We start from the raw sequence: 21,170 nt of genomic DNA, 5'->3' as shown, positions 1-21,170 counted from the left end.
ATCATTGAATTCATCGTATTACAGGCTTTGAAACCACACGCAAGGGTTCAGGTTAAAATCCGTTTACGATCGAACGAAACGTGGCAAAATCGTCACGTGCCATCTCCCCGCATGGTAAACGATTTATCTAAAATCCCAACTAGCTCCGGCCGAAAAGCATGGTGATGTCGTTCCATGTCGCGAAGACCATGAGCCCCAGGATCAGGGCGAATCCGATGCGGTAGCCATATTCCTGGGCGCGTTCGGACACCGGTTTTCCGCGCAACGCCTCGAACAGGTAGAACACGAGGTGGCCGCCATCGAGAATCGGGATCGGCAACAGGTTCAGAAGGCCGATGGAAATCGACAGGATCGCGGCAAGGTTGAGCAGCGGCACGAATCCAAGCGTGGCGACCTGCCCCGACATCTGGGCAACCCTGATCGGTCCCCCGATCTGGTCCGGCTTTTCCCGGCCCGAAAATATGCCCGCGATGTAGCCGCCGGTTCTCTCGACGACATACCAGGTTTCGCCGACAGCCATCACGAGCGATTCGCCGATACCGTAGCGCTCGACCCGGCGGCCTCCCGTCTGGTTGTTGTTGACGACGCCGATGATTCCCTGTTCCATCTTGTTGCCGAACCGGTCCTCGATCTCGAGCCGTTCCGGCGTTACCTCGAAGGTCAGTCGCTCGCCGTCGCGTTCCATGACCATCGTGATCGTTGTGCCGGCCCGCACCGAGACATATCGCTGGACATCGGAAAACTCCTCCACGGGGATGCCGTCCAGGCTGATGAACCTGTCGCCCGGCTGGAAGCCGACGCGCTCCGCGACGCTGTCCGGGCGAATCTCGGAAACCACCGGATCGGCCACGCCGCGCCCGAATGCGGAGAAGATCACGGTGAAGATGACGATTGCCAGCAGGAAGTTGGCGGCGGGTCCGGCGAAGACGGTGGCCGCGCGTCGCCCGACGGATTTGAACTGGAACGCCTGCTCACGTTCCTGCGGACTGAGCGACGAATCGTCTTCCGCGTTTGGTACCGATGCCGCGTTCATGTCGCCGACGAATTTCACGTAGCCGCCCAGCGGTATCCATGAAAGGCGCCATCGCGTGCCGCGCCGGTCGTTGAACCCGGCGAGCTCCGGCCCGAATCCGACCGAGAACACGGTCGCACCGATTCCGCACCACCGTCCGACAAGGTAGTGGCCGAGTTCGTGCACGAAGACGACGATCAGCAGGACGAACAGGAACGGCAGGACCGTTCCGAGAAGAAACCCGTCCGTTGCAAAAAGCCCCGTCACCAAATCCATGACACGATAAGTCCTTGTGTGAGCGCCTCCGCTTAGACACCCATTCAGGCATCAGCAAGGCATGTTTCGTTTCACGAAGCGCCGAAGAATGCCGCCGACGGATAGGCCGAACCCGAGGCGGCGATTGCGAGCAGCCAGAGTATGATCGCGGCAAAGACGAGTCCGTCCACCCTGTCCATCATGCCGCCATGACCGGGGATAAGCTTGCTCGAGTCCTTCACGCCCGCGCGCCGCTTGAGCCACGATTCGAAAAGGTCGCCTGCCTGCGATGCGACCGAGAGCACCGCGGCCAGCAGCCCGGCAAGGAAATGGGAATCCAGCCCGGCTGCCGATGAGACTATTATGGCGGCGACGACGGCGGAACAAAGCCCGCCAATGGCACCGGACCACGTCTTGTTCGGTGAAATCGACGGCGCGAGTTTCGGCCCGCCGAAATGCCGGCCCGCGAAATATGCGCCGATATCCGTCAGCCAGACGACTGCGTAGAGGAACAGGATGGCGACCAACCCGTAGGCCGCCCCGTCATTCGCGCGCAGCATGATCAGCGCAACGAGCGCGGTGCCGGAATAGAGGAATCCCGCGACGGGCCAGGATCCGCCGGCCAGGATCCGGGAAAGCGCGGCGAATGCGGCGGTCGCGACGATCCAGGCAGCCGGCATGGCCGCATCGGGAAGCAGCAGCGCGCTCAGAAAGATCAGCCCGAGGAAAAGAAACCCGTACAGCCGGATGCGGTCATCTTCGTTCGGGCAGGCAATATCCATCCATTCGTGCCAGACAAGCATCGCGATCGCGGTGGCCATCACTGCGAACAGGATGCCGCCGGCAAGGGTGGCGCCAAGTACCAGCACGCCCAGGACGAGGGCAGATATTGTCCGCAGTTGCAGATTGCTCACAGCGCGACATCCTTCGCTGCATCGATGCCGCCATAGCGGCGCGTGCGCGATGAAAACTCGGAGATGGCCCGTTGCAGCCATTCCTTGTCGAAATCGGGCCACATGCACGGCAGAAACACGAACTCCGCATAGGCGGCCTGCCAGAGCATGAAGTTGGACAGCCGCATTTCCCCGCTGGTGCGAATGACTAGGTCCGGATCGGGCTGGCCCGCGGTATCGAGTGCGGCAGCGATCTCGTCCTCGCCAATTTGGGAGGGGTCCCGCCCCTCCTCCGCGCACCTCTTGGCGACAGCGGCGAAGGCGCGCCGCAATTCGTTGCGCGCGCCATAGTTGAACGCGATGTTGAGCTGGAGCGCGGTGTTCTGCCGCGACTTCGTTTCCGCCGTCTCGATCAGCCCGAGAATATCGGACGAGAGGCCGGACCTGTCACCAAGCACGCGTATCCGCACGCCGTTCGCGCACAGTTCCGCCAGGTCGCGGGTGACGAAGAACTTCATCAGCCCGAACAGGTCGCGCACCTCTTCGCGCGGTCGCGACCAGTTTTCCGATGAAAAGGCAAACAGCGTAAGGTACTCGACACCGAGATCTGCCGCAGCCTTCACGGTGCGGCGTACGGCCTCGACGCCGGCCTTGTGCCCGTAACTGCGCGGTCTCCCCCGTGCCGCCGCCCAGCGCCCGTTTCCATCCATGATGATGGCAACGTGGCGCGGCACGCTTGTCTCCTGGTTGCCTATGTCACCGACTATCGCGATAGCCTTCTCTCCCGATTGCAAGCCGCCGCCGCGTGATGGCGGTCAGACGTGCATGATTTCCTTCTCTTTTTCTTCCAGCAGGGAATCGATCGTGGCAATGGTCTGGTCGGTCTGCTTCTGGACATCGTCGGCCTTGTCGCGGCTTTCGTCCTGGCTGATCTCGCCGTCCTTTTCCAGGCGCTTCAGCGTTTCCATGCCATCGCGCCGGACGTGACGCACGGCGATGCGCGCGTTCTCGGCATATTGATGAGCGATCTTGACAAGTTCGCGGCGCCGCTCCTCGTTCAGCTCCGGCAGCGGCACGCGCACGGTCGTGCCGTCGGTCATCGGATTGAGGCCCAGCGACGATTCCCGGATCGCCTTTTCGACGGCCTGCACCATCGACTTGTCCCAAACCGACACGGCCAGCATGCGCGGTTCCGGCACGGTGATGTTCGCGACCTGGTTGATCGGCATTTGCGAACCATAGGCATCGACGGTGATCGGCTCGAGCAGCGAAGCCGAGGCGCGGCCGGTCCGCAATCCGCCGAGATCTCCCTTGAAGGCAGATACGGCACCATCCATGCGACGCTTGAGATCGTCGAAATCGAATTCCTGGCTCATCCTGTGTTTCCTCTAATTTTCCTGCGGCAGGCGCTGATCGGTCACCAGGGTGGACCGTCCGCCGCCGCGCAAGATTTCAGAAAAGCCGCCCCGCTCATGAATCGAGAATACGACAATGGGAATGTGATTTTCCCGGGTCAAGGCCACGGCCGCAACATCCATTACGGACAGGCCGCGCGCGATGACTTCGTCGTGGGTGATCGATGTGAACCGTTCCGCGTCGGGTTCCTTCTTCGGGTCGGCGGTATAGATACCATCGACCTGCGTGCCCTTGAACAGGGCATCCGCCCCGATTTCCGCCGCGCGCAAGGCCGCCGCGGAGTCCGTCGTGAAATAGGGATTGCCGGTGCCGCCGGCGAATATCACGACACGCCCCTGCTCTATGTTCCACATCGCCTTGCGCTGCGAGAAGCTTTCGCACAACTGCGGCATGGCGATCGCCGAGAGAACGACCGCATCGACACCCTTCTTTATGAGGGACGTCCGGAGCGCCAGCGAGTTGATCACGGTGGCGAGCATGCCCATGTGATCGCCGGTCACGCGGTCGCCCCCCTTGGAGGCCACCGCCACGCCGCGGAAGATGTTGCCGCCGCCGATCACGACTGCCACCTGGACACCCAGGTCCACCGCGTCCTTGATGTCGCCGGCGATCCGGTCGGCGACCTCGACATCAATGCCGAAACCCTGATTTCCCATCAGGGCTTCGCCGGAAACCTTCAGCAGTACGCGTTTGAATAGCGGAGAGGAGGACATCGGAATATTTCGATTGAAACGGTTGAACGTGTCTCCGGATACATGAAGGGCACCGCGTTGTCACGCAGTGCCCCGCATGGTGCGGCACAATCCAGAGAATTGCGGATTGCGCCTTCGGTCAGCTCTTGACGGCGGCGGCGACTTCGGCCGCGAAGTCGCTTTCTTCCTTCTCGATCCCCTCGCCGAGGGCGAAGCGGACGAAGCCGGTGATCTTGGCGGGAGCGCCGATTTCCTTCTCGGCCTCGGCCAGTGCCTTCTCGACCGTCAGGTCCGGATTGATGACGAAGGACTGCTTCAGCAGGCAGACTTCCTCGTAGAACTTGCGCAGGCGGCCCTCGACCATCTTCTCGATGATGTTGTCCGGCTTGCCGGACGCGCGGGCCTGCTCGGCGAAGATCGACCGCTCGCGCTCCACGGCTGCCGGGTCGAGATCGTCGACGTCCAGCGCCATCGGGTTGGTGGCGGCGACATGCATCGCGATCTGGCGCCCGATGGCGCGCGCGGCATCCTTGTCGCCCTCGGTCTCGACGGCGACCAGCACGCCGAGCTTGCCGAGGCCGTCGGCCACCGAGTTGTGCACGTAGGTCGCCACGGTCCCGTCGAGGCGGGCCGAGCGGCGCAGGTTCATGTTCTCGCCGATGGTCGCGATCGCGTCCTTGACGGCCTCGTCGATCGACTTGCCGCTATCTGCGTATTTTGCCGCGGAAACGGCCTCGATCGAGCCGTCGGTCCCCACCGCCGCATTAGCGATATTACGCACGAGTTCCTGGAAGGCTTCGTTGCGGGCAACGAAGTCGGTCTCCGAGTTCACCTCGACGACAACTGCGCCATTTTCATCGGACGCGACACCCACAAGACCCTCTGCCGCCGTGCGTCCGGACTTCTTGTCTGCCTTTGAGATTCCCTTCTTGCGGAGCCAGTCAACTGCCTCTTCGATATTGCCGCCGGTTTCGGTGAGCGCGGCCTTGCAGTCCATCATGCCGGCGCCGGTCATGTCGCGGAGTTGTTTTACGAGAGATGCGGTGATGGTCATCGGTTCGCCTCTTAATGTCGAGCGGTTCGGACGCGCGGCCCGGAAAATTGACGCAAGCGGCAATCACACCTGCCATGCGCCGATTCATGTAAACTTATGATGGACGCGCCCGGGAGGGCCCGGGCGCCGATCGAAAAATCAGGCCTTCTCGGCGGCCTCTGCCGGCGCTTCGGCAACATCCGCCGTTTCAGCCGGCGCCTCGGCTGCCAGCACCTCCTCCACGGGAGCCTCCACGGATTCGCCGATATCGACACCCGCGGCACCCTGCTGGCGCGCAATTCCATCAAGCGCTGCCCGCGCGACGAGGTCGCAGTATAGCGATATAGCGCGTGCCGCGTCATCATTGCCCGGGATCGGATAGTCGACGAGATCAGGATCGCTGTTAGAATCGACAACAGCCACGACCGGAATACCAAGGCGCTTGGCTTCCTGAATGGCGATCGCCTCCTTGTTGGTGTCGATAACGAACATCAGGTCGGGAGTGCCACCCATGTCCTTGATGCCGCCGAGCGCACGATTGAGTTTTTCGCGTTCCCGCTCGAGGTTCAGCCTTTCCTTCTTCGTGAAGCCCTGTGCTTCCGAAGACAGGATTTCGTCGACCTTGCGCAGGCGCTGAATCGAGTTGGAGATCGTTTTCCAGTTGGTCAACATCCCGCCGAGCCAGCGAGCATTCACGTAGTACTGAGCACAGCGGCCAGCGGAATCGGCCACTATTTCGGATGCCTGGCGCTTCGTACCGACGAAAAGAACGCGGCCGCCGTTTGCGACTGTATCGGAAACGATCTGCAGCGCTTGGTGCAGAAGCGGAACAGTCTGCGACAAGTCGATGATGTGGATGTTGTTGCGTGCCCCGAAAATGTATCGGGACATCTTGGGATTCCAGCGGTGCGTCTGGTGGCCGAAGTGAACACCAGCTTCAAGCAGCTGGCGCATGCTGTAGTCAGGCAGTGCCATGATATTTCCTTTCCGGTTGAACCTCCACGAAGCGTAAAGCGGTTTCCCGCCACCGGTGGACCCGACCGGATTTCTCCCGGCTCAGATCCGAACTTCGTGTGTGGAATGCGGCGCGCGATAGCGCATTGGTGGACGTTTTGCAAGGGCGCGCCGGATAAAGCGTCCTCCTATTGGGACGTTTTTTAGTCGCAGCTTTCCTTCGGCAACATCTCGATCTGTCTCAATGCACCCTCAAGTACAAAATCGCCATAGTCCATTACGAGATCGCGGGTCACGCCATTGTCGTAAAGCTTGAACGATATCTGGTATTCAGGCACGGCCTCCCCCCCGACCGCATTGCCCTCGTCGAAATAGGATATCGAGACATTTCGGAAGGAATCGTCCTTCAGTGGTCCGGCATTTGCGCCGTCACCCTCGGCTCCTGTTTTCTCCGGACCGATCACGACGCTCGTGGTCATGATACGATCACCGTTTTCGGTGCCGTCGAATATGGCGGTCTCGTAAAATTTCTCCCCCTCGTGCGCCCGATTCAAGAGGTCAATCATGTGAGCGCTCGGAAATAGCGCTGGAGCAAGACTAAATTCGGCTTTCTCGGGCTTCTTTAGCGTTACGACAATTCCTTCGGCGTCACGGATCGCACTGCCTGAAAGCTCCCGGTCAAGTCGTTCGTCAACGAATGACTTGGTGACGAAACGAAACGTATCGCCGGAACCATCCTCATATGTTGAAGTCTGTTGATCCGACAATCGATTGCCAGTCGCCGAACGGATACGGGTCACGAATCTGAATACCGTCGTGTAGCCGTCACAAGCAGATCCCTGGAATTCGTAGACGATCCGACCGTGCATACCCGTAATTCCGGACCGGTCAGACGCATTGGCCAGCGCCACATCGTAGACGGCGCGGTGGGGAGCCAGTGCCTGTGCAATGGCGTCCGTTGACGCAATTCCGGGGACCGATGCGGCCATAACACCAAAGGCAACGGCCAGACCTGTGTAGTGACGTGTCATTCAGGAATCCTGTTTTTCAAAAAGACTATATGTTTTCTCTTGGCCGATGCGAGATAAAAGTTGCAAGAAAGCGCGCGACATTCACAACCGATTCAGATGAAGGTGGAAAGTGACCAGCGAAACAGTATCCCCCGCCGAGCGCCTCGAAATGCTCGGAATCGCGTTGCCCGACGCTGCGGCCCCTGCGGCCAACTATCTTCCCGCGGTCAAAAGCGGCAACCTGCTGTACACCTCCGGGCAGTTGCCCCTGAAAGACGGAAAGCTGGTCCACACCGGTCTGCTCGGGCGCGAACTCGAGGTGGAACAAGGCATTGAGGCCGCCCGTTGGTGCGCCATCAACATACTCGCCCAGGCCAAGGCGGCCCTTGGCGGGCTGGAAAACATAAGAAGGGTTATAAAGATCTCGGTCTTCGTTGCGTCCTATCCCGATTTCACGGAGCAGCACATTGTTGCCAATGGCGCATCGGATCTTCTTGTTGATGTGCTTGGAGATGCCGGCAGGCACGCGAGGTCGGCCGTCGGAATGGCGGGCCTGCCGCTCAACGCCCCGGTGGAAGTCGAAGCGATTATCGAATTCTAGTCCGAGGCAACGACATGCTGGACTTCCTTACAAGGCGACCGATCGCACATCGCGGCCTGCATGACGACAACGTTTTGCAGTTCGAAAATTCGTTGTCGGCGTTCAGCGCGGCCGCAAACCGCGATTTCGCCATAGAGCTCGACGTCCAGTTGTCGGGGGACGGAACGGCTGTGGTATTCCACGACAGAACTTTGGAACGCCTTACCTCAAGGGCAGGTCCGGTCGTGGAACGGACGGCAAGCGAATTGCGAAAAATCCGTCTGGGCAGTACGAACGAACACATACCGGTGCTGGCCGAGACGCTGGAGTGTATCGACGGCAGCGTTCCTGTCGTGATCGAGATGAAGGAATATGGCGCAAATCCTGCGGCCCTCGCCCGCGCGGTAGCCATAGAGCTGGAAAGCTATAGCGGCCAGGTCGCCGTGATGTCATTCGGGCACTCCCTGCTTTCCGCATTCGCCGAAACCGGAAGCGACGCGCCGCTCGGCTTGACCGCCGAGGGTATCGGCCGGCACTCCTTGGCGGAACATAACAAGGCCCTCGCCATCGGAATCTCCTTTGTTTCCTATCATGTAAAGGCCCTGCCCAACCCGTTTGTGGATCATGTCCGCAAGGAACTTGGCTTGCCGGTCATCACCTGGACGGTCCGCAATCACGAGGACGTGGAAGCAACCCGATTGCACGCGGACCAGATCACATTTGAGGGTTTTGATCCGGATCTTCAGTAGGGGCTTGCCTGAACCGCTGCATGCGATAATTCTTCTCCATGAGCGAAAACGACGCGCCCGCCCGTACGATTCGACAAGCAGATAGCGGCAGCTACGTCATCCGGGTGCGTGATGGTATGGATGGGATGGAGCGTTGCGCATGGCGTCGCCTAAGCGGCACTGCCGCGGGTGCCGGTGCGGGATCGGAGCCCTACAATCCCTTTATATCATTTGCGTTCCTCAGTGCACTGGAGCGGTCGGGATGTGCCTCCGCCGAAACCGGCTGGTTGCCTCAGCATCTTACTCTGGAAGATCCGGATGGAATGATTGTTGCCGCCCTGCCCTGTTACCTGAAGTCGCACAGCCAGGGCGAGTATGTGTTCGATCACGGGTGGGCCGAGGCCTATGAGCGCGCCGGGGGGCAATATTACCCCAAGCTTCAGAGCTCGGTGCCATTTACTCCGGTCACTGGGCCGCGCCTGCTGGTATCCGAAACCGTTGATCCCAAGATTGCGCGGCGGGCGCTCGCCGATGGCTTGAAGGCACTGACAGGGAGACTGGATGTCTCCTCCGCACATGTCACATTTGCAACTGAGACAGATATTGCGACGTTGCAGGATGCCGGCTTCCTGCTCCGAACCGACCAGCAGTTTCATTTCAGAAACGAAGGATATGCCAACTTCGACGATTTCCTTGCCTCCCTTGCGTCGCGCAAACGGAAAAACATCAGGAAGGAGCGTCAAACGGCTCTGTCAGACGGCATCAACATTGAATGGCTTACCGGAAACGACCTGACCGAAGGCGTGCTTGACGCATTCTACGAGTTCTATCTGGATACGGGCAGCCGAAAGTGGGGCCGCCCCTATCTAAACCGACTCTTTTACTCGCTCATTGCTGAAACCATGCCGGATGACATCCTGCTGGTCATGGCCAAGCGCGACGGTCGGTATATTGCAGGTGCGATCAACTTCATCGGCGACGATCGCCTCTATGGCCGCCACTGGGGCTGCATCGAGCACCACCCCTGCCTTCATTTCGAAGTCTGTTACTATCAGGCGATCGAGTTCGCCATCGCATCGAAGCTTGAATATGTGGAGGCCGGTGCACAGGGTGAACACAAGCTCGCTCGGGGCTACCTCCCGGTGACCACCCATTCAGCCCACTACATCGCCAACACGGGATTTCGCAAAGCCGTCGCGAACTATCTGGAGCATGAACGCAATGACGTGGAGCGGTTTTCGGACGTTCTCGCCAGCCATGCCCCGTTCAAAAAGCGGAGCTAAGTCCACATGCCGCATTGATGAGAAGATCGCTCCGATTTAGGAACCGGTGAATATGAGGATTCTGTGATGAGCGCAAAATACGATCCCGCCAACGTTTTCGCCAAGATCCTGCGGGGCGAAATTCCTAGCCACAAGGTCTACGAGGACAGCGACTGCATCGTGATCATGGACGTGATGCCGCAGGCGAACGGTCATTCCCTGATCGTTCCGAAAAAGCCGTCGCGCAATCTGCTCGATGCGGACCCCGAAACTCTCGCAAGATCGATCAGAGTCATCCAGCGCGTTGCGAGAGCGTCGATGAAGGCATTCAATGCCGACGGCATCGTGGTCCGCCAGTTCAACGAGGAGGCAAGCGGTCAGACGGTGTTCCACCTGCATTTCCATGTCATACCGATCATCAATGGCGTGCCACTGAAGCAGCACGCGGCGACGATGGAGGAAGCCGAAATTCTCGCTGGGAATGCCGAGAAGCTCGCTGCCGCGCTCGAAAGCGAAGGCTAGAGACCGGCCAGCATTCCGGCTGCGAGGATAGCGACCGAGACGCCGACTCCGACGACCACGCGCTGACCGCCCGCCAGGAATGCGACAAAACCGATCGCGGCCGCGGCAATGCGAAGGCCGAGAGCCGTTTCCGCCAGTGCTCCAGACGGAAATACGACAAGCCGCGCGATAACAGCGGCAACCAGAGCCGTGGCCACCGAGCGGACAAGAAGGAATATCTGCGACGTTTCGCTGAGCCGGCGCCCGAGCACGACCCCGGCGAAGCGCCAAGCGTCTGTTGCAAGCCACCCGGCTATCAATATGAAAACAAAAGGCCACCACTCGGCATTGTTCGACGTGAAAGTCATCACGATACTTCCTTGTCCGTATCTGTCCGCGGCCGTCCGACAGCGAATGCAACAACGCCGCCCACCGTTCCGGCGAGCAGAAGGTCGAACTCCGGTGCGACAAGGTGGAAAAGCGGTCCGAGGGCCATTCCGGTCAGCAAGGCCAACTTGATGACGCGTTCGCGTGCTGTAGCCCATAGCGAAGTCAGGAAATAGACAGGCGTCAGAAAGAACAGGGCACCGAGAACCGAAGACGGAATTCGTGCAGACAGGCCGTAGACCGCGACCACTATCAAGATATTGCAAACGGTCAGGGTCACAGCAAAGCCGCCGAAATAGATCGTACGGTATCTACGCGGCACACGTTCGATGAACTGGTTGGCCATCACCCATGAAGTGACCGCTATGAAATGCGACAGGAACAACAAGGTCGACGTTCGTGTCCGTTCGCCGCGAAGCTGCGGGATCAGGGAAGTCACCATCGGCATCAGCCGGACCGAGGAGAGTGAGACTGCAAAGAACGTCGCCAGAAGCGTCGTGCCCGATTCGACGGCAGCAATGAGGACGACTTGGGCCGGCAGCGCCCAGATTGCTGCCGTCATGAAGGCGGCATGGGCCAGCTCGATACCGCTTTCGCGGGCGAAGCCAGCGAAGCCAATAAACGCGTTCATTAGAATGAATGCAGGCAGCGATACCACTTTCCGCATGCCCCGCCCGAGCCACAGAAGTGCCGTTCCCTCGCCCCCGTGATCGTTGCGATTCTGCACCATGTCATTGCGCTAGCACGACTTTTCACGATTTGCGATAGACCCGACAAAAACAGGCGGGCGGGGTTGCCCCCGCCCGCATCTGCAATCGGGATTCCGGTCGCTACTTGCGCGGTATCTTGGGCACGGAAGGCTTGGCTTTCGGCGTCGCGTCCGACGGATCCGCCGAAGTCACGCCGGCATCAACCTTTGCTTCGGCGGGCGTCGGCTTGCGCCGTGTCGCCGTCTTGCGTGGCTTCTTCGGCTTGGATCGTGGTTCGTCGGCAATCGATTCGAGCTTGAGCTTTTCTTCGCCCAACTCGTCCTTTTCGACAGTGACCTTGACGGTACCGCCCTTCTTGAGCTTGCCGAACAGCACTTCTTCTGCAAGCGGCTTCTTGATGTGCTCCTGGATCACGCGACCAAGCGGGCGGGCGCCCATTTTCTCATCGTAGCCGCGCTCTGCCAGCCACGCGATAGCTTCCTTCGACAGGTCGAAGATAACGCCACGATCAGAGAGCTGCGCTTCGAGTTGCATGACAAATTTCTCGACCACCCGGTGGATGACCGGCACCGGAAGCGGGCCGAACGGTACGATGGCATCAAGACGGTTGCGAAACTCCGGAGAAAACAGCCGGTTGATTGCCTCTACATCGTCGCCCTCGCGCTTGGATGAGCCGAAACCGATGGCGTTCTTGGCCATTTCGGCAGCACCCGCGTTGGTCGTCATGATGATGATCGTGTTGCGGAAGTCGACCTGCTTGCCGTTGTTATCGGTCAGTTTGCCATGGTCCATGACCTGCAAGAGAATGTTGAAGAGGTCCGGATGCGCTTTTTCGATCTCGTCGAGCAGCAGGACGCAGTGCGGATGCTGATCGACACCGTCGGTCAGGAGGCCGCCCTGGTCGAATCCGACATAGCCGGGAGGCGCGCCGATCAGGCGCGAAACGGTGTGCCGTTCCATGTATTCGGACATGTCGAAGCGCAGAAGCTCGACGCCGAGCGACAATGCGAGCTGGCGTGCGACTTCGGTCTTGCCGACGCCGGTCGGGCCGGAGAACAGGTAGGCGCCGATCGGCTTTTCCGGTTCCCGCAGCCCGGCACGTGCCAGTTTGATGGCCGAGGCAAGCGACTCGATCGCCAAGTCCTGGCCGTAAACCACGCGCTTGAGTTCCTTCTCGAGATTGGCGAGAACAGCTTCGTCGTCCTTGGAGACGGACTTCGGCGGAATGCGCGCCATGGTTGCAATGGTCGCCTCGATCTCCTTGACGCCTATGGACTTCTTACGCTTTTTCTCTGGCAGCAGCATCTGGCTGGCACCGGTCTCGTCGACAACGTCAATGGCCTTGTCCGGCAACTTGCGGTCGGAGATATAACGTGCAGAAAGCTCGACAGCCGACTTGATGGCCTCATCGGTGTACTTGATCTTGTGAAATTCCTCGAAATAGGGCTTCAGCCCCTTCATGATTTCGATCGCGTCCTCAAGCGACGGTTCGTTCACATCGATCTTCTGGAAGCGGCGCACTAGCGCCCGGTCCTTTTCGAAAAACTGCCGGTACTCCTTGTAAGTCGTGGAACCGATACACCGGATTGCGCCGGACGAAAGTGCCGGCTTGAGAAGGTTAGAGGCATCCATTGCCCCGCCCGAAGTCGCACCCGCCCCGATAACCGTATGAATCTCGTCGATGAAGAGGATCGCGCCCTCGTAGTCCTCGAGTTCCTTTACGACCTGCTTGAGCCGCTCCTCGAAATCACCGCGATAGCGCGTGCCGGCCAGCAGTGCGCCCATGTCGAGCGAAAAGATAGTTGCATCGGAGAGTACTTCTGGCACTTCCCCTTCCACAATCCGCTTGGCGAGGCCTTCCGCTATAGCCGTCTTGCCGACACCGGGATCGCCGACGTAGAGCGGGTTGTTCTTGGAACGTCGGCAAAGGATCTGGATCGTGCGGTTCACTTCCGCAGTCCGTCCGATCAGCGGATCGATCTTGCCGCTTCGCGCTTTCTCGTTGAGGTTGACGCAATAGGCCGACAAGGCATCTTGCTGCTTCTTCTTTGCTTCGTCTTCGGAAGATGCACCCTCTGCCCTGCCCTGCTCTTCGGCGCCTTCGGGGGGGCGGGTAATGGAAGCCCCGGGACGCTTAGCTATACCGTGGGCAATATAATTCACCGCATCATAGCGGGTCATGTCCTGCTCTTGCAGGAAGTAGGCGGCATGGCTCTCCCGCTCCGCGAAGATCGCCACCAGGACGTTGGCGCCGGTGACCTCCTCCCGTCCGGACGACTGAACATGAATCACGGCGCGCTGGATTACGCGCTGGAACCCCGCGGTCGGCTTGGCATCTTCGTCATAGCCGGTAACGAGGTTGTCCAATTCGTGGTCGATATAGTCGAGAACGGTCTTGCGCAGCGCCTCGACATCGACATTGCAGGCGTCCATGACCGCACGTGCGTCCTGATCATCGATCAGGGCCAGGAGAAGGTGCTCGAGCGTGGCATATTCGTGTTCACGTTCATTTGCATAGGTCAGTGCCTGATGCAGCGACTTCTCCAGGCTGGCGGTGAATGTCGGCATTATTTTTTCTCCATCACGCACTGCAGGGGGTGCTGGTTCTGGCGGGCGAAATCCATTACCTGCGTAACTTTCGTTTCCGCCACTTCATAGGTGTAGACGCCGCATTCCCCGACGCCGTGATTGTGGACATGCAGCATTATCCGCGTCGCCTGCTCGCGGTTCTTCTGGAAGAACCGCTCGAGCACATGAACCACGAACTCCATCGGAGTGTAGTCGTCGTTCAGCAATAGGACGCGATAGAGGCTCGGTTTCTTGAGCTTGGGTTTGGTGCGGGTGATAACCGCCGTGCCGCGGCCCGCGTTTCCGCCTTCCTGGCCATCATCGGCCTGCATCCATTCCCGCATTTGCTTCTTCATCGCCTTGTCAATATCGGACATCCGAACCGGCTCCGCACCAGTTACTTAGGGACTCCCCGCCGGATTTTAAGCCCCTCTGGGCCGCTTGCAAGGCGTCATGTTACCTCGCGCATACAAAAAGGCCCGCATGATCACTCATGCGGGCGGATATGGGGCTCGCCTTGAGGCGATAGCCGTCTGGAACCTACTTCGTTGCAGACGCAAACGCCGTCTCGAACGGTTTGTACGCCTCCTTGGCAAGATCGGCATAGAGCTCGCCCATCTTGGTCGCCTCGCTAACAAAGGTCTCGTACGCAGACTTCATGTATTCGGTCTGCACCTCGACGGCCTTGTCCAGAGATTTGGCGGCAGCGAGCTTCTCGAAGGCAGCGATGCCCTCTTCGTAGGACTTCTTCGAATAGTCGGTCGCCTCGGAGGTAATTGCCTGGATGCCCTTGGACATTGCGGCAAAGCTCTTCAGCGAGTGATCCATCATTTCCTTGCCAACCTTGTTGGCATCTTCAAAGGACTTCATCATGTCTACACCTGTTTTCGCGCGATATGGGGACGGGTTCATACTCCAGCCTTGGCCTCAAGATAGTGTGCAGCGCACAATAATTCAAGCCATCCCTTCGCACCGCACAAAAGCCCGTTGCATTTGATAAAGATTCGCGAAACGGCAGTAACCATCCGGTCACCATAAACCACTTGGTAACGACGGCGCGCTATCGTCACCAGCACGTTTCTTGCGATCCATGAAGCGGTCGCGCGTCGAGTAGTGGTGTACACAGGTGTTTATCGTGTCTCTTAGCAAGTCGCTGCCAACTCCCCCGCTGGCGAATGCGGTATCAGCAATCTTCGCTGCCTTGCTTCTCATTCTCGCTATCGGCTCCGTTGCCGAGGCCAATCCCAATTACGCGTCCTTCGTCATTGACGCCAATTCTGGGAAGGTGCTGCATGAGCGTTACGCGGATTCACCGCGCTACCCGGCGTCCCTGACCAAGATGATGACGCTCTACATGCTTTTTGAAGCAATGGAACAGGGCAAGGTCCGCAAGAACACCCGCATCGTCTTTTCCCGGCATGCGGCCTCCATGCAGCCGTCCAAGCTTGGCATACCTGCCGGCAAAAGCATCACTGCCGAAGCAGCCATCCTTGCACTCGTTACCAAGTCTGCGAACGATGTCGCCGCTGCGGTCGCCGAGCACTTGGGAGGCACGGAGAGCAATTTCGCGAAAATGATGACTGCCAAGGCCCGGGCGCTTGGAATGGCCAAGACGACCTTCCGCAATGCGTCGGGTCTTCCGGATTCGCGCCAGGTTACAACGGCGAGGGACATGGCGACGTTGGGTATCGCCTTGCAGGAGCATTTTCCCGAACAGTACAAGTACTTCTCGACCCGCAGCTTCAAGTTCGGGAAAACCAGTTTCCGCAATCACAACCGGCTGCTGGGTCGCGTCAAGGGCGTTGACGGAATCAAGACCGGCTATATTCGGGCCTCCGGCTTCAATCTCGTGACTTCGGTCAACACGGGTGGCCGCAGCATCGTTGCCGTCGTGATGGGCGGCAAAACTGGCGCGTCGCGCGATGCGCACATGGAGGAACTGATCGCGGCCAATCTCCACAAGGCAACCAAGCGCCGCAAGCGTTCCATGTTGGTCGCACGCGCAGGTGGCGCACGGTTCGATCTGGACGCCCCATCGATCGCGAGCCTGTCTGCGTCAGACATTCCGGTTCCGGCCTTCGCCAATCGTGCGCAGGATCGGCCGGCTGAAACGGCAGTCGATGCGCTGGCCACGGTGCAGGCGCCGCGGCCGTCTGAGCCCATTGATGCTATACAGACCGCATCGACTTCGACACGATCCGGTTGGGTCATTCAGATCGCTTCATTGCCGTCTCAGAACGAGGCAGTTGAATATCTGCGCGATGCACAGAGCCGTGCAGCACCGGTATTGAGCGCACGCGATCCTTTCGTGGAGGAATTCGAAAAGGGCGGAGTGGTCTATCACCGTGCGCGGTTCGCCGGCTTCGAGAGCAAATCCGATGCGTGGGGGGCATGCAAGGCGCTGAAGAAATACAACTATTCCTGCCTCGCTTTCGACAATTCCTGACGGGCAGAACAAACGTCAGCGACCATTTGAATGTGTATCGAGTATCAAGGGTCCCTATCGCCATGATCACGCAAGAGAAGGTCTCTCGCTTCATTAACCCGCTGCGCAAGAAAGGCGTTGCCTCCGAGATCGGGATGTACTCGTTGCATCAGGCTTCTATGCGCCTTGCGGATATCCGAGGCGGACGCACCCGGCTCAAGACCAAGGATCTTGTAGGCTTCCTCATGACTCATGGCGCCCGTGTCATGAGGTCCGGTTTGCCTCGCACCAGAATCCATATCGCTGTCTTCACGCCAGCCCGGCATTCGGCGGTCAAGATACGTCTCCAGTAGTTCGGCACTTTCGCGGTCGCTCTCAAGCTCGGAAGCGAGGATGCGCAGCTCATCCTCGCTCATTTCACTCAGCACCCGGCCATCGTACCTTCCTGCAAGGACCAGCCCGTCGAGTTCGCCGGTATCGTGGTCCAGCTCCATCTCCAACCACGCCGACCTGACAGCCGACTTTTGCCCCTGCGGTCTCTGCAGACGGGATTGTCTGTGAAGCCGTCTGTACCAGGCTGCCGCCAGCATTATCAGTGGTGCCCCGACCCCAACGCGGCCGGTCAGGCTCAGGATGGTGCCCAGCAAAGTGACAAGCAGCGGCCCGGCAACTCTCAGAACTGCTGCTATTTGCGAAGGTGGTGCCTTCGCGAAGAAAACGACGCCCAGCACAGCAAATGCCGCGACACCTACAAGCAGGATCAGGATGCTCATCTGTCGCTATCCTTGCCGCCCGAGATTTGCGCCAGCAGAAGCCGGTCTTCGCGGGTATTCCGACGCTCCAGGGCTTTCAGACCGCCCGTTGCATACACCGCGATCGACTTCAGCAGTCTTGCGAGTACCGCAGCCGATGCTTGATCGAACCGGAACCATCCGCCCCGTGTCACGCGGGCGATTTCCCGAAATGCGGTTTCGGCAATCGGATCGCCACCTTCCTGGAAAATGAAAACCGGTACGCCGCGCATCCCCAGTTCGCCCGCGGCTTGAACGAGGTCATCGACCTTTTCCTCCATGGCGTCTCCGATAAAGACCAACGCATTTATGCGGCGCCGTGCATGCTCCTTGGCAGCATGTCGGAGTACCTTGAGAATTTGCGTATGTCCTCCCCGACAGTCTATGCGGGACATCACGGCGGCAAGCGCGGCACCGCTGTTGACCCACTTGGAAGCCCGGCATTCGCCAATCCCGCGAAAATAGACCAACTGCATGGAGAGATTGCCCAATCCGGCAACGCTTTCGAACATGTCCGCCTGTATCGAGCACGCAAGATCCCAGGTCGGTTGACGGCTCATCGTGGCATCGAGCGCAAGCACGATGCGCCCATCGCTTTGACCTGCCGCACTTGCATTCCTTGCTGCCTTCAGGAAGGACGCGATCTCCTTTCGCGAGGACTTCCTGTCGACCAGCGCATCTCTGGACATGCTGGCAATCGGTTTGTCTGTCTTGGGTCTGGCCATGCAGAAAATGTGGATCATTCGCGCGCGCTTGCAAGACGCGAAAATGATCGCACATGCATTGCCGTCAGATAAGGCCGAGTTCCGTCAACTCGTTTCTCATGTCCGCTGGAAGGCTCTCGATACCGTCCCCTCCCCCGGAAAGGTCTGCCGGCGCATCCTCTGACTTGAGATATCTCCAACCTTGAAACGGGCGTTTCGGCTGGGAATGCGTCAGAACCACATGCGGATCCAGAACGATATGACAGCGCGAAACGCCTTCGGTGTCCACGAACGGCCGGATATCGACGATACGTTGGCGGCACTGTATCCGCCCTTTGATGACCCAGTAGAGCGATCCCTTGCCGATAATCTCGTCGACCCGTTTGGGCACCATCCGTGTTGTGTGCAAATGCTCGGCGTCCTGCCCGGCAGCCTTCCTTTCAGCCAACCTGAATTCAATCCAGTTTCGCAGGTCGTCGACGCCGTCTGCACCGACGCAGAGCTTTATGAGATTCAATGCCATTGCCACATGGTCTAGGGCGCAGCCGCCTGCGGTCAAGCCACCTCTGATACCGTCCACAATTGCGACGGCAACCCGTCAGCATTCGGGTACGTTGACGGCGAGGCCGCCAAGGCTGGTTTCCTTGTACTTTTCATTCATATCATGACCGGTCTGACGCATGGTCTCGATGCAGGCATCCAGGGGCACAAAATGCTTCCCGTCCCCCTTCAGAGCCAGGGATGCCGCAGTCACCGCCTTGACTGCCGCCAGCGCGTTGCGCTCGATGCAGGGAACCTGAACCAGCCCGCCGATGGGGTCACAGGTCATGCCAAGATGATGTTCAAGTGCGATTTCTGCGGCATTTTCGACCTGTTCGGGCGTGCCGCCGAGCACCTGCGCCAGTCCGGCAGCGGCCATTGCTGCAGCGCTGCCGACTTCTCCCTGACACCCAACCTCTGCGCCGGAAATGGATGCATTGTTCTTGATGATGCCCCCGATTGCGGCCGACGCCAGCAGAAAGTCGCGTATATCTTCCGGCTTGGCGATCTCGTGAAACCTGACCATGTATTTCATCACGGCAGGAACCACTCCGGCGGCACCATTGGTCGGCGCAGTCACGACTCGGCCGCCGGCGGCATTTTCCTCGTTTACGGCCATGGCGTAGGCCGCCAGCCAATCATTGGCAAGCATGGGATTTGGCCTGTTGGTTTGCCAGTCTGCCTCGAGGCGTTCATGTATGCTACGGGCGCGGCGCTTGACGTCGAGGCCACCAGGCAGCGTCCCCTCGCCACGCAAGCCACGTTCGATGCATCCATCCATCGCTGCCCAGATCGCATCCAGTTTCGCATCGAGTGCGCTACGCGAAAGGTGAGTTTCCTCGTTTGCTCGCTTTAGCGCGGCAATCGACAGGCCGCTATTTCTCGCCATCCGGAGCATCTCGGAGGCATTTCGGAACGGATAGGGTACATCCCCAGACTTAGCTCCGGCCTGATGATCCGCCTTGAGGCGCTCCAATTCCTCCTCGCTGGCCACGAAACCGCCCCCAATGGAATAGTAGACCCGACGCAGCAGCTGGCGACCATCACTGTCCCGGGCAACGAACGCCATGCCGTTTGCATGACCGGGAAGCGAATTCTTGCGATCGAAAACGAGATCGATGTCTGGGTCGAATGAGTATCGAGGATGGCCAGGCGGCGCTACAGTCCTGTCTTTCCGGATACGCGCAAGGATGGCCGCGATCGCATCGGGATCGACAGTATCCGGATGGTGGCCGTCGAGACCGAGAATGACGGCCCGGTCGGTAGCATGGCCAACGCCCGTGAAAGCAAGGGAGCCATGCAGGGAAACCGACAGGCGCGTTACACGGGAGTCGCTCGGGCGCGGCCAATCCCCTTGAGCAATTTCTTTCAGGAAACGCGCCGCTCCAACCATCGGTCCCATGGTGTGCGAGGACGATGGACCTATACCGATCTTGTAGAGTTCGAATACCGAAAGAAACATTGGAGCCTGCCGCCATTGCCTGGCCGCAAGCTAGCAGATCGCGTCATTTGTGCGAATGGGGATCCGACGCGCTGTGGCCGTGTTACGACATCGTCTGGGCGCGGAATTTCTGATCTGCACGTCTATGTGAGTTGTCACCCCGGCAAGGCTGCGGTCACTTCGGCAGCCTCGTTCATCCCGGTAAGATAAATGACGGCCATTATGCATGCGAACCCTAGAACTGCCCAGGCGGTAATGCCCCAGCAGGATTTCTGGATCTTTTCATCCATAAGGAACTTGCCCCTTCTCTCTTAGGCACGGTCTTCCCGCGACCTTCTGGAGGCGGCCCTATAAGCCGAGCCGGAACGTTAATCAATCGCTAATGAGTCAGGGCGACCATGCAAATGACAAGTCGCTTCGCATCGCGGAGCAAAAGGGTATTCACTCTCAATAGCTTACGACTTTTCCACATTGCGGCCAATTCGGCCGGTCATCCGGTAGACAAGAAGGCCGAGATATTCGCGCAGCGCCTGAGAAAGTTCCGAAAGCGCAGAAACCGGATCGTCACGGCCCAGCTTCAACTCCTCGGTTCCGGATGTGCGATAATCCACGGGCCACGGGACTACGGAAACGCCCTGCCCTTTGAACACGCCAACCGAGCGCGGCATATGGAACGCGGATGTGATGAGCAACCAGTCTCCGGTTGATTCATCAGGCAGCATATTTTTCGTATAAACTGCGTTCTCGTGCGTATTCTTCGAGTGCGTTTCCAGGAGGAGGCGGTCGGAATCGAGGCCGAAATGGGCGAAGAATCGGCGCGCGATCGCGGCATCGCCCTCGGTCACGCCGATCAGGCTTGCCTCGCCGCCGGACACGATCACGGGAGCGTCGGGATAGAGGCGCGCGAGCCGGACCGCCTCCACGAAACGGTCGCCCGCCTCGCCGAGTTCGTATCCGCCGCGACCCAGGGTCACCGATCCGTCAAAGCCGCCGCCAAGCACGATTATGCCGGCGATGTCGGCGGGATCGGGAACGGCATCCGGACGCGCATACCGGTCTTCCAGCGGCTGCAGAAGCAGACGCCCGACATTCGTCTGCGTCGCGACCAGCAATACGGCCAGGGCGAAGGCCGCGATCCAGGTCGACAGCATCGCGCGGCGCCGGATCGCGAGCACGACGAGCACAACGAGGGCAATGGCCACGAGTCCCAGCGGCTGCACCAGCAACCAGCCGACTTTCGACACGGTGAAAAACATGCAGTTCACCTC

23 protein-coding genes are annotated in these 21,170 nt (G+C 59.4%); 5 read left to right on the top strand and 18 right to left on the bottom strand.

The window, feature by feature from the left end:
* Positions 1 to 139: 139 nt before the first annotated feature.
* The 8 genes from rseP to HTY61_RS06325 all read right to left on the bottom strand — a co-directional run bounded on the left by rseP (position 140) and on the right by HTY61_RS06325 (position 7,286).
* Positions 140 to 1,288: an RIP metalloprotease RseP gene (rseP, locus tag HTY61_RS06360; protein WP_175276000.1), complete on the bottom strand. Its 1,149-nt coding sequence runs from the start codon at positions 1,286 to 1,288 to the stop codon at positions 140 to 142.
* A gap of 71 nt (positions 1,289 to 1,359) precedes the next feature.
* A complete protein-coding gene (locus tag HTY61_RS06355; RefSeq protein ID WP_175275999.1) occupies positions 1,360 to 2,181 on the bottom strand; it encodes a phosphatidate cytidylyltransferase in 822 nt (273 codons plus the stop codon).
* Positions 2,178 to 2,870, bottom strand: a complete 693-nt coding sequence (uppS, locus tag HTY61_RS06350; RefSeq protein ID WP_175278447.1) for a polyprenyl diphosphate synthase — start codon at positions 2,868 to 2,870, stop codon at positions 2,178 to 2,180. Before uppS ends, HTY61_RS06355 begins: the two co-directional genes overlap by 4 nt.
* Before the next feature lie 105 nt (positions 2,871 to 2,975).
* A complete protein-coding gene (gene frr / locus HTY61_RS06345; RefSeq protein ID WP_175275998.1) occupies positions 2,976 to 3,536 on the bottom strand; it encodes a ribosome recycling factor in 561 nt (186 codons plus the stop codon).
* 12 nt (positions 3,537 to 3,548) lie between these two features.
* Positions 3,549 to 4,289, bottom strand: a complete 741-nt coding sequence (gene pyrH / locus HTY61_RS06340) for a UMP kinase (protein ID WP_175275997.1) — start codon at positions 4,287 to 4,289, stop codon at positions 3,549 to 3,551.
* A gap of 118 nt (positions 4,290 to 4,407) precedes the next feature.
* Entirely contained in the window at positions 4,408 to 5,322 is a 915-nt protein-coding gene (gene tsf / locus HTY61_RS06335) for a translation elongation factor Ts (RefSeq protein ID WP_175275996.1), read from the bottom strand.
* A gap of 138 nt (positions 5,323 to 5,460) precedes the next feature.
* Positions 5,461 to 6,276: a 30S ribosomal protein S2 gene (gene rpsB / locus HTY61_RS06330; protein WP_175275995.1), complete on the bottom strand. Its 816-nt coding sequence runs from the start codon at positions 6,274 to 6,276 to the stop codon at positions 5,461 to 5,463.
* A 182-nt stretch (positions 6,277 to 6,458) separates the two neighbouring features.
* The gene (locus HTY61_RS06325; protein ID WP_175275994.1) at positions 6,459 to 7,286 is read right to left on the bottom strand and encodes a cell envelope integrity EipB family protein; all 828 of its coding nucleotides are present in this window, start codon (positions 7,284 to 7,286) and stop codon (positions 6,459 to 6,461) included.
* Between the two features lie 148 nt (positions 7,287 to 7,434).
* Here HTY61_RS06325 and HTY61_RS06320 point away from each other — a divergent pair, with 148 nt between their 5' ends.
* From HTY61_RS06320 to HTY61_RS06305, 4 genes are all read left to right on the top strand, one after another.
* The gene (locus HTY61_RS06320) at positions 7,435 to 7,866 is read left to right on the top strand and encodes a RidA family protein (RefSeq protein ID WP_175278446.1); all 432 of its coding nucleotides are present in this window, start codon (positions 7,435 to 7,437) and stop codon (positions 7,864 to 7,866) included.
* 14 nt (positions 7,867 to 7,880) lie between these two features.
* Positions 7,881 to 8,594, top strand: coding sequence for a glycerophosphodiester phosphodiesterase family protein (locus tag HTY61_RS06315; RefSeq protein ID WP_175275993.1), 714 nt, complete (start codon positions 7,881 to 7,883; stop codon positions 8,592 to 8,594).
* Positions 8,595 to 8,632: 38 nt separating this feature from the next.
* A complete protein-coding gene (locus tag HTY61_RS06310; RefSeq protein ID WP_246272951.1) occupies positions 8,633 to 9,856 on the top strand; it encodes a GNAT family N-acetyltransferase in 1,224 nt (407 codons plus the stop codon).
* A gap of 66 nt (positions 9,857 to 9,922) precedes the next feature.
* Positions 9,923 to 10,357, top strand: a complete 435-nt coding sequence (locus HTY61_RS06305; protein ID WP_175275992.1) for an HIT family protein — start codon at positions 9,923 to 9,925, stop codon at positions 10,355 to 10,357.
* On the opposite strand, the gene HTY61_RS06300 is transcribed toward HTY61_RS06305, so the two are convergent.
* From HTY61_RS06300 to HTY61_RS06280, 5 genes are all read right to left on the bottom strand, one after another.
* Entirely contained in the window at positions 10,354 to 10,704 is a 351-nt protein-coding gene (locus tag HTY61_RS06300) for an AzlD domain-containing protein (protein ID WP_175275991.1), read from the bottom strand. The genes HTY61_RS06305 and HTY61_RS06300 overlap by 4 nt on opposite strands.
* Positions 10,704 to 11,453, bottom strand: a complete 750-nt coding sequence (locus HTY61_RS06295; RefSeq protein WP_175275990.1) for an AzlC family ABC transporter permease — start codon at positions 11,451 to 11,453, stop codon at positions 10,704 to 10,706. Before HTY61_RS06295 ends, HTY61_RS06300 begins: the two co-directional genes overlap by 1 nt.
* Positions 11,454 to 11,553: 100 nt before the next feature.
* Complete coding sequence (gene clpA / locus HTY61_RS06290) at positions 11,554 to 14,001, bottom strand: ATP-dependent Clp protease ATP-binding subunit ClpA (protein WP_175275989.1); 2,448 nt, start codon at positions 13,999 to 14,001, stop codon at positions 11,554 to 11,556.
* Positions 14,001 to 14,357 (bottom strand): ATP-dependent Clp protease adapter ClpS, encoded by a 357-nt coding sequence (clpS, locus tag HTY61_RS06285; RefSeq protein ID WP_175278444.1) that lies wholly within the window; start codon positions 14,355 to 14,357, stop codon positions 14,001 to 14,003. The genes clpA and clpS overlap by 1 nt, the downstream gene beginning before the upstream one ends.
* Before the next feature lie 184 nt (positions 14,358 to 14,541).
* Positions 14,542 to 14,871 carry a phasin family protein gene (locus tag HTY61_RS06280; RefSeq protein ID WP_175275988.1) on the bottom strand — a complete coding sequence of 110 codons (330 nt, stop codon included), beginning with the start codon at positions 14,869 to 14,871 and terminating at the stop codon, positions 14,542 to 14,544.
* Between the two features lie 265 nt (positions 14,872 to 15,136).
* Here HTY61_RS06280 and HTY61_RS06275 point away from each other — a divergent pair, with 265 nt between their 5' ends.
* On the top strand, positions 15,137 to 16,447 hold the full coding sequence (locus HTY61_RS06275) for a D-alanyl-D-alanine carboxypeptidase family protein (protein WP_175275987.1): 1,311 nt from the start codon (positions 15,137 to 15,139) through the stop codon (positions 16,445 to 16,447).
* Between the two features lie 44 nt (positions 16,448 to 16,491).
* On the opposite strand, the gene HTY61_RS06270 is transcribed toward HTY61_RS06275, so the two are convergent.
* From HTY61_RS06270 to HTY61_RS06250, 5 genes are all read right to left on the bottom strand, one after another.
* Positions 16,492 to 17,199: a DnaJ domain-containing protein gene (locus tag HTY61_RS06270; protein WP_175275986.1), complete on the bottom strand. Its 708-nt coding sequence runs from the start codon at positions 17,197 to 17,199 to the stop codon at positions 16,492 to 16,494.
* Positions 17,196 to 17,906, bottom strand: coding sequence for a vWA domain-containing protein (locus HTY61_RS06265; protein ID WP_175275985.1), 711 nt, complete (start codon positions 17,904 to 17,906; stop codon positions 17,196 to 17,198). Before HTY61_RS06265 ends, HTY61_RS06270 begins: the two co-directional genes overlap by 4 nt.
* Positions 17,907 to 18,006: 100 nt before the next feature.
* Complete coding sequence (locus HTY61_RS06260; protein ID WP_175278443.1) at positions 18,007 to 18,444, bottom strand: DUF1489 family protein; 438 nt, start codon at positions 18,442 to 18,444, stop codon at positions 18,007 to 18,009.
* Between the two features lie 75 nt (positions 18,445 to 18,519).
* On the bottom strand, positions 18,520 to 19,923 hold the full coding sequence (locus HTY61_RS06255; RefSeq protein WP_175275984.1) for an L-serine ammonia-lyase: 1,404 nt from the start codon (positions 19,921 to 19,923) through the stop codon (positions 18,520 to 18,522).
* A gap of 434 nt (positions 19,924 to 20,357) precedes the next feature.
* The gene (locus HTY61_RS06250) at positions 20,358 to 21,158 is read right to left on the bottom strand and encodes a YdcF family protein (RefSeq protein ID WP_175275983.1); all 801 of its coding nucleotides are present in this window, start codon (positions 21,156 to 21,158) and stop codon (positions 20,358 to 20,360) included.
* Positions 21,159 to 21,170 lie beyond the last annotated feature (12 nt).

Origin of the sequence: Oricola thermophila, from assembly GCF_013358405.1 — a bacterium.
Classification (GTDB): domain Bacteria; phylum Pseudomonadota; class Alphaproteobacteria; order Rhizobiales; family Rhizobiaceae; genus Oricola; species Oricola thermophila.
This window is presented reverse-complemented; position numbering and strand designations above follow the sequence as displayed.